Raw genomic sequence first — 8,850 nt, forward strand, 5'->3', positions numbered from 1 at the left:
GGTGGCAGCCCTGCAGGCCGCGTCCCATCCGGCGGCGCGTCCGGACCAGTCCGGCGAGGCCCCCCAAAACGGGTCCTCCACCGACGGGCAGTCCCGTTCACCCCTGTGGTTCTTGAAGCCGGCCGAGCTTGTGACCCTACAGGAGGCGGTCGGCGGCGGGCTGGGGATTTACGTGGTCGAGGTGGTCATCGACCCGGCCTGCACGTTCAAGGGCCCCCGGGCCTACACGGTGCTCCGGGCGCTCGAGGCGGTGAGCCGGCCGGTTGCCACCTGGCCGTCGCGGGAGGCCCTGGAAGAGGAGCGCTTCGACGACCGTTTCCTGGTGGCCGTCGTCAGCGACGGGCCGCCCGAGCCCATCCGCGCCGCCGCGCTGGGGGTCAGTGAGGTGCGGGCCGTCAACGTGACCCGGGTCGAGGCGGCAGGCGCCGCCCAGGCGTCCGGCGCGGCCATTGACGCGCAGGCGCGCCGGGCCGAGGCCCCCCCTCAGCAGATGGCCGGTGCGGCAGCCGCCCAGGTGCGGGCGAAGGCCGCGCCGGGAGACGGCACCCCGGGCCTCGCCCTCTCCGGGCCGGAATCCACCATCCGCGTGGAGACCGCCCGCCTGGACGCCCTGGTTGACCTGGTCGGCGAGCTTGTCATCAGTTCCAACCAGATCCAGGACCTCTACCAGCGGCGGCAGCTTCCCGAGGAGGCCCAGATCAACAAGCTGGGCCGCATCACCTCCGACCTGCAAAACGCCGTCATGCGTCTGCGCATGGTGCCCCTGCGGCAGGTGTTCAGCCGCTTCCCACGAGCCGTGCGAGACCTGGCCCGCCGCTTTGGCAAGCAGGTGACGTTGGTCGTCGACGGTGAGGAGACCGAACTGGACCGGACCATCGTCAACGAAATCGGCGACCCGCTGCTGCACCTCATTCGCAACGCGGTGGACCACGGCATCGAGCCGCCTGCCGAACGAGAGCGCCTCGGTAAGCCGCGCGCCGGCCGGATTCGCCTTTCGGCGCATCACGAGGGCAACCACGTGGTCATCGAACTGGAGGACGACGGGCGAGGCCTCGATGTGGAACGCATCCGCCGCAAGGCGGTCGAGAACGGCCGCCTGAGCCCGGAGGAGGCGCAGAAGGCCACCCCCGAGCAACTCCTGCAGCTCATCTTCGAGCCCGGGTTCAGCACGGCGGACAAGGTGACCGACGTCTCCGGCCGCGGGGTGGGGATGGACGCGGCCCGGGCCGCCGTTGAGGCGCTTGGTGGTCGTATCGCGGTTCACACCCGACCGGGGCGGGGTACGCTGTGCGTTCTGAGGCTGCCGCTGACGCTCGCCATCATCGAGGCGCTGCTCGTCGAGACGGACGGGCAGGTGTTCGCGGTTCCTGCCGAGGCCGTGCAGAGCATCGAGCGGGTGGATGCGGCGAAGGTGGAGACCGTGCACGGCCAGACGGTGATACGCTACCGGGACGGTATTGTGCCGCTCATCTCCCTTGACGTGAGGCTTGGATTCGAGGTGCAGGCGGGCGCGGCGCGAGACGGGCTGGCCGTGGTGATCTCCACGGGGCGGCGGCAGGCGGCGATTCTGGTGGAGCGGGTGGTGGGACTGCAGGACCTGGTGATCCGCACGCTGGGGAGCTTCCTCAAGGTGCCGGGGGTGGCGGGCGCCGCCATCCTGGGCAGCGGGCGCATCGCCTTGATCCTGGACCCGTTGTGGCTGGTCTAAGAGGGGTGTCAAAGGGGGCTCGGTTTCGCAGGTGAGCGCCAAGCGGATTTTGATCACCGATGACACAGCGTTCATGCGCATGACGCTCCGGCGGGTGCTGGAAAGCAACGGCTACGAGGTGGTGGGCGAGGCCGAGGACGGCGAGGATGCGGTCGAAAAGTACAAGGAACTGAAGCCCGACATCGTCACCATGGACATCACCATGCCCAAGATGGACGGCATCACGGCCATCAAGGAGATCATGAAGATCGACCCGAACGCCCGCATCATCGTCTGCAGCGCCATGGGCCAGAAGCCGATGGTGATCGAAGCGCTCAGCGCCGGCGCCAAGGACTTCCTGGTCAAGCCCTTCCAGCCCCAGAGGGTACTCGAAGCCATCCAGAAGGCGGGGGGCTGAGACCGCCTTGGCCTCTGCATCGGGAGGGCTATCGGACCTCGAGAAGGACGCTCTGGCCGAACTGGGCAACATCGGTGCAGGCAATGCCACCACCGCTCTCTCCCAGATGCTGGGCGACCGCATGGTGCGCATGACCTCGCCCCGGGTTGCCGTCGTGCGCCTGGCCGAACTGAGCGACTGGGTCGGCCCGCCCGACTCGCCCGTGGCCGCTGTCTACATGCGGGTCGGCGGCGGGCTGACGGGGTATGTGGCGCTGCTGGCACCGGAGGCCTCCGCGTCGGCCATTTTGAAGACCATCCTCCGGTACGGACACGAGCAGGTGCCAGGACTCGCCACCGGCTCGACGCCTCTGAGCGAGCGCAACCCGGCCGATCTCGAAGCGTCGGCGCTGATGGAGATCGGCAACATCGTGATCACCAGCTACCTCAACGCCATGAGCGAGATGACCGGGCTCACCCTGGTGCCCTCCGTACCGGCTGTGGCGGCGGACATGCTGGAGGCGGTGCTGGCCTCCATCCTGGCTGAGATCCAGACCGGCGACGACAACGTTTTGGCCATCCAGACCCACTTCGAGGGTGAGGGCGCCAGCCTGGACGGGCAGTTGATCTTCGTTCCGGGCGAGGGGCAGCTCGCCCGGCTTTTCGTGGCGTTGGGGATGACGGGCGAGGAGCCGGCGTGAACACTCCGGGCGTCACAACGGCACACGAGCCCGTGGTGGTCGTACGAATCGGGGAACTCCACGTGCTGCGCCGCGAAGGCGTACTGGTGGCCATCGGGTTGGGTTCGTGCGTGGGCGTGGCGCTTTACGACCCCGTGCGGCGCATCGCGGGAATGGCCCACGTGTTCCTGCCGGCAAGCCAGAACGGGTACTTTCCGTCGGATGCGCCCGCAAAGTACGCGGACACCGGTGTGCCCGCCCTGGTGTCGGCGATGCGTGACGCGGGAGCCAGCCCCCGGTACCTGGTGGCCAAGATAGCGGGCGGCGCTCAGCTGTTTCTCCGGGGCGAGCAATCGGCCCTCGACGTGGGGCGGCGCAACGCCGAAGCGGTGCGGGCGGCGCTGAAGTCCCTGGGAATCGAGATCGTGGCGGCGGACGTGGGCGGGAGCCGGGGGCGTACCATGCGGTTATATGCCGACTCGGGGCGGGTTGTGGTAACCACCCTGGGCCAGGAAAGCCGGGAGTTGTAAGGCATGCCGAAGCCTGTCCGGGTCCTGGTGGCGGACGATTCGCCGTTCATGCGCGCCTACCTGACCCGGGTGCTCGAACAGAGCGGTCGGGCGCGCGTCGTGGCTGCGGTGGCGAGTGGCACCGAGGTGCTCGACGCGCTCGAGCGCTACCCGGTGGACGTGGTGACGCTGGACGTGGAGATGCCCGGCATGGACGGGCTTGCATGCCTGCGGCGCATCATGCAGCAGCACCCCACCCCGGTGCTGATGCTCTCGGCGTACACCACGCGGGGAAGCGCCGTGACGCTCGAGGCGCTGGCGGCGGGGGCGGTGGATTTCGTCCCCAAGCCGAGCAGCCCCGTGAGCGCCGCCCGTTCCTTCGCCGACGAACTGCTGGCCAAGGTGGAGCAGGCGGCCAGCATCTCACGGGCGGTGCTCCAGAGGCTTAAAGAGACGGCGCAGGCTGCCGACCGGGGGAGGGGGAGGCGGGCGGCGACGGCTGCGGCGCTGAGTGCCCCGGGCGGCGTCCCGGCGCGGCGGGTGGTTGCCATCGGAGCCTCAACAGGCGGGCCGCCCGCCCTGGAGGCGCTGCTTCGGGCGCTTCCGCCCGGCCTGCCGGCCGCGGTGCTCATCACGCAGCACATGCCCCGGGGCTTTACGGCGTCTCTGGCCCGCCGCCTGAGTGACGCAGGCAACCTGATCGTCTACGAGGCGTTCGAGGGGGCTCCCCTGCAGGAGTCTGTCGGCTACGTGGCGCCCGGAGGGCTGCACCTTACGGTGGGAAGCGACGGGCGGCTTCACCTGGACGAAGGCCCTCCGGTTCACCACGTGCGGCCTGCGGTCGACGTCATGCTGCGGTCGGTTGCGCAGCACTTCGGCCCGGAGGCGCTGGCGGTGATCCTCACGGGGATGGGGTCGGACGGCGCCGAGGGAGCCCGGGCAGTGAAAGCAGCCGGCGGCCTGTGTCTGGCGCAGGACGAAGCAAGTTGCGTCGTGGCCGGCATGCCGCAGTCGGTGGTGAGGGCAGGGCTGGCCGACGAGGTGGGCCCCCCGGAGGCACTGGCGGTCTCCATCGCTCGGTGGGCCCGGGAGCGGCAGGGGAGGGACGAGCGGGGGGAGGCCGGCGCCAGCGGGGAGGGGTGAGCTAAGAGGTGAATAAAACTCGTGACGGGAGCGCCCACAGCCCTCTTCCGGACGTAGACCTGGCGGACATCCTCACGCCGGGTGAATGCGAGGCCGTTCAGATCGGTTCCGGCGACCCGGCCGGGTCAGTCAGCGGGTTGCCGGGTAACCCCGCGCCCTCGCCTGCCTCCGCTTCGGCACCGCCCGTTTCGTCTGAGCCCGCTCCCACTCTGTTGGAGGTGGTCGATGGACGCCTGCGCGTCATTCCGGGCAGCCCTGTGGGCGCCCGGCCCCTCATCGAGCCGGGGACCGGCGTCACGATCTGGGTGAACGGGGCAGCGATCACCCGCCCGAGGCGGATTGAGCCCACTGACGAGGTGTCGGCCGAGGCGGACGTGGTCGAACCCCATCTGTCCGTGTCGGTGAAGGTCACCCAGGATCAGATGCAGGCTTACCTGATTATCGAGCGCACCCGAGGGGCCCGCTACGCCCTGGCGGATGCCCCGCCCACCCTGCAGCTCAAGGTGGAGGCCCGGCTTGTCGAGGAGATCCCGGCCCCGCGCCCGGGGTTGGAAGAGATCAAGGAGGCGCTGGAGAAGGCCGGGGTGCGCTTCGGTTTGAAGTCCGAAGCCATCGAGCGGGCGCTGCGCGAACTCCCCTCGGAGCCGGTGCTCGTTGCCGAGGGCGAGCCTCCCCTGCCGCCCGTGGACGGCCGGGTGGAGTTCGCGTTCGAGGAACGCACGCTGCCGCCCGTCGACCTGGAGGCCGAGCGCATCGACCTGTTCGAACGCGGAGCCGTCACCTGGGTGGAGCCCGGCACGGTCCTGGCCGTCATTTCCCCCGCCCGCGAGGGGCGGCCGGGGACCAACGTGCTCGGACTCACGATCCCGGTGCCCCGTCCCAAGACGGTGACCGTGAAGGCGGGCAAAGGATGCCAGCTTTCCGAAGATGGTACGCAGATTGTGGCCGTCGAGGCGGGCCGGCCGTACGTTGCGGGCAGCGCCGTGGGCGTTCTACCCGTCTACGAACTGAAGGGCAACGCGGACGTCAGCACGGGGCACGTCCGGTTTCGCGGGGATGTCTACGTGCGGGGCGACGTGCTGGAGGGCCTGGAGGTGCAGGCAGGCGGGCAGGTGCGCGTCGGTGGGCTGGTGAGCCATGCCCGGGTGCATGCCGGCGGCAACGTCATCGTGGGTCGCACCATCATCGGAAGCCACGTGGAGGCCGGCGGGCAGGGTGCGTCCGTGCACGAGGTGCTGCCGGTGCTCTCGGCGGTGGGAGGGCAGCTCCAGGCGCTGATCAACGCCGCCCGGCAATTGCGCCGGCAGATCGACGAGATCGAGCGCACCGGAAGCGGCGTGCAGCTTTCGGACGGCGAGATCCTGAAGCGGTTGCTGGAGCGGAAGTTCTGGGAGCTCCCAAAGCAGGCCCGCAAACTCGGCGAACTGAGGGACCGGCTGGACGCCATCTACAGCGACGGGCGCCGGATCGCGGAGCGGACCGTGCAGCTGCTGGTCGGAGCCGGGCCGCTGCGGCTGCGGAGCATCACCGAGCTTTCGGACCTGGCTGCGGAACTCCAGCAGGTGGTGGCCTCCGTCGAGTCCATGACGGCCCAGGAGGCCGACGTGATGGTGTACAGCGTTCAAAACTCCCGCATCGAGGCCAGCGGGCGCATCATCATCCGCGGGTCGGGGGCGTTCAACTCGACGCTGGTCGCCGGGCGGAGCGTTGAGGCGCGGCGGGGCGTCATCCGGGGCGGCCAGATTACCGTCACGGAGGGCGACGTGATGGTGCGGGAACTGGGTGGCCCCACCGGCGTGCCGACCTCGGTGGCGGTGGCGCGCAAGGGGAAGATCGTCGCCGCGGTTGTCTATCCCCACGTCACCGTCAGCATTGCGGGGCAGAAGCACCCCTTTTCCGACGGCGCCCGATCGCTTCGCGCTTACCTCTCGGCCGACGGCACCCTGGCTGTCCAGCACCTGAAGGCCGACTTCAACGGTGGTGAACGGCGTGCCACCCGGCGGCTGGTTGAGAACGAGCGCGCCGCCGAAGGGGAAGAGGGGAACGCCGAGTAGGGGGCAGCGGGTGCGGCAGCGCCATGGGCACTGACCGGAAGGAACCAACGCTCGAGTTCCAGGCTTTCAAGCGAAGGCTTCGGGAGCTATGCGGATTTGACCTGGACTCCTACAAAGGGCCCCAGATGGAGCGGCGCACCCGCCAGTGGATGGAGCGGCGGGGCATCCCCTCCATGGGTGCGCTGATTCGCCGCCTTGAGGCAGACAAGAAGGCGCGCAGCGACTTCCTGGATTACCTCACCATCAACACGTCGCAGTTCTTCCGGGACCCCGGCACGTGGGAGGCGCTGCGCGTGCGGGTCCTGCCGGGACTGCTGGCCTCTTTCGGCCACCTGCGCATCTGGAGCGCGGCCTGCAGCATCGGCGCGGAGCCCTACACGCTGGCCATCATCCTGGACGAGATGGGGCAGGGCGGGCGCCACTACCTGCTGGCCACGGACATCGACGAGGACGCCCTGGCCAGGGCGAAGGTGGCCGAATACCACGACCTGCACCTGCCGAGCCTGCCGGCGAGTTCACGCCAGCGGTACTTCACCCGGACGCCCGGCGGGATGTGGCGCCTCGATGCCGCCCTTGCGGCGACGGTTCGCTTCCGGCGCCACGACCTGCTCCGAGAGCCATACCCGCTGGGCTTTCACCTCATCCTGTGCCGGCACGTGATGATCTACCTGACCCAGGAGGCGCAAAGCTTTCTGCTTACCCACCTGGCGCAGGCGCTGGTGGCGGGCGGCTACCTCGTCGTGGGCGGCCCGGAGCAGATCGCCCGGCCTGACGAGTTTGGGCTCGAGCGGATCGAGCATTCCATCTACCGCCGCCCGCCGGCAGGGCCTTCCGTCAGCCAAGCAGGAGCGGCAACTGCAAGTACAAGAGCAGCGTGGCCAGGGCGAGCGACGGGATCGCTGTGACGGCGCCCGGCCAGAACCACTCCAGGAAGCCCACGTGTCGGCGCTCCTGACGCTCGAGCAGGCCCAGCGCCACGATGTTGGCGGTGCTGCCGATGAGGGTCAGGTTACCCAGGATGGTGCCGCCAAAAAGCATGCCCCACCAGAGCGGCTCCACCGGGATGCCCTGAGCCGCCAGGTCCCCCACGATGGGGATGAAGCTGGCCACCGCCAGGACGTTATCCATGAGCGCCGTCAGGGCGCCGATGCTCCAGGTGACCGCCATCATCAGCTTGGTGACGTTGCCGCCGGTGGCGTTGACCATCCCCTCCGCGAGGCGCTCCGTCACGCCGACGAAGCGGAGCGTGCCGGCCGAAGCAAACAGGAGCAGGAAGAACGTCAGCGTCCACCAGTCGACCCGGCGCTCTACCAGCTCGCGGGCGCGGTAGCGTTCGACGAGCAGCACGATGCCGGCGGCAAGCAGGGCCACCCCGACCAGCATGGTGTTCGGTTCAAGATGCAGCCAGTGCTCGATCTGCTTGTGGAGAATCAGGCCGGTGATGGTGCCCACGAAGAGCAGCGTGGGGAACACCAGGCTCGACTGCCCGTAGGCGCCCTCACCGTGAGCCGGGTCTGGGTTGCCCGCATGGGCTGCCACGTCTGCGGCCGCCACCTCCGCTGCCAGATCCTCCTGATGGATGGCCGCGTTGAGCTGGCCGATCTGGCGCCGGTAGTAAAGGAAGCTCAGGATGAGGGTGAGCACCAGCGCCGCCAGCGCGATCGGCGTGGCCCACCGCAGGAAATCCGGGAACGACAGCCCGGCGCGCAGGGCGATGAGAACCCCGATGGGGTTGCCCACCACGGTGGCGGCACTGCCAATGTTGGTGGCAAACACGGTCATGATGATGTAGGGAACCGGGTCCAGCTTGAAGCGCCGCGCGATGCGCAGCACAATGGCCGTCATGAACAGGATGGACGTGACCTCATCCACCAGGGCGGCCGAGAAAAAGGCCATGATCATGACGGCCAGCATCAGCGCGTAAGCGGAATGGCCCACATAGGGCAGCGACTTCTCCACGATCGCCTCGAAGAAGCGGCGCTCCTCCAAAAAGCCGATGAGCGTCATCATCCCGATAAGGAACAGGATGACGTCCAGGCTGGCGAACTCGATGAGGTGGGGAATGTCCACCAGCCGGGCCGCCAGCAGAACGGCGATGCCCACCAGCGCAAACGCAAGCCGAAACGGCCAGTAAAGCAGGGTACCCACGATGAAAGCTGAAAACACCGTCACCGCGAGAACCTGCTGCGAGGTGAAGCCGGTCTGCCAGGTGACCAGAGCGATGGCTCCTACCAGGGCGAAAAAGGCAACGACTCGCTTCACGGAGGCGGCTCTCCTTTCATGGAGAAAACCCGTTCTTTTGTCGTCATCGGAAGCGGCCAACTAAAGCGAGGATATCCAGCACCTGACACGGTGTCAACGGATGGATCGTGGGGCGCGGC

8 protein-coding genes are annotated in these 8,850 nt (G+C 68.7%); 7 read left to right on the plus strand and 1 reads right to left on the minus strand.

Going from position 1 to position 8,850, the window contains the following annotated elements; all coding sequences use genetic code 11:
* The 7 genes from AB1609_09745 to AB1609_09775 all read left to right on the plus strand — a co-directional run.
* The coding region (locus AB1609_09745) for a chemotaxis protein CheA (protein ID MEW6046746.1) at window positions 1-1,708 on the plus strand (1,708 nt) is incomplete at its 5' end.
* Window positions 1,709-1,739: 31 nt separating this feature from the next.
* The gene (locus AB1609_09750; protein MEW6046747.1) at window positions 1,740-2,105 is read left to right on the plus strand and encodes a response regulator; all 366 of its coding nucleotides are present in this window, start codon (window positions 1,740-1,742) and stop codon (window positions 2,103-2,105) included.
* Between the two features lie 7 nt (window positions 2,106-2,112).
* Complete coding sequence (locus AB1609_09755) at window positions 2,113-2,784, plus strand: chemotaxis protein CheC (protein ID MEW6046748.1); 672 nt, start codon at window positions 2,113-2,115, stop codon at window positions 2,782-2,784.
* Complete coding sequence (locus AB1609_09760) at window positions 2,781-3,293, plus strand: chemotaxis protein CheD (protein ID MEW6046749.1); 513 nt, start codon at window positions 2,781-2,783, stop codon at window positions 3,291-3,293. Before AB1609_09755 ends, AB1609_09760 begins: the two co-directional genes overlap by 4 nt.
* Window positions 3,294-3,296: 3 nt before the next feature.
* Window positions 3,297-4,415 carry a chemotaxis response regulator protein-glutamate methylesterase gene (locus AB1609_09765; GenBank protein ID MEW6046750.1) on the plus strand — a complete coding sequence of 373 codons (1,119 nt, stop codon included), beginning with the start codon at window positions 3,297-3,299 and terminating at the stop codon, window positions 4,413-4,415.
* 8 nt (window positions 4,416-4,423) lie between these two features.
* Entirely contained in the window at window positions 4,424-6,469 is a 2,046-nt protein-coding gene (locus tag AB1609_09770) for a FapA family protein (protein MEW6046751.1), read from the plus strand.
* A 23-nt stretch (window positions 6,470-6,492) separates the two neighbouring features.
* On the plus strand, window positions 6,493-7,374 hold the full coding sequence (locus tag AB1609_09775) for a protein-glutamate O-methyltransferase CheR (protein MEW6046752.1): 882 nt from the start codon (window positions 6,493-6,495) through the stop codon (window positions 7,372-7,374).
* On the opposite strand, the gene AB1609_09780 is transcribed toward AB1609_09775, so the two are convergent.
* On the minus strand, window positions 7,304-8,731 hold the full coding sequence (locus tag AB1609_09780) for an SLC13 family permease (protein ID MEW6046753.1): 1,428 nt from the start codon (window positions 8,729-8,731) through the stop codon (window positions 7,304-7,306). The genes AB1609_09775 and AB1609_09780 overlap by 71 nt on opposite strands.
* Between the last annotated feature and the right edge of the window lie 119 nt (window positions 8,732-8,850).

The organism is Bacillota bacterium (assembly GCA_040754675.1).
Lineage (GTDB): Bacteria > Bacillota > Limnochordia > Limnochordales > Geochordaceae > Geochorda.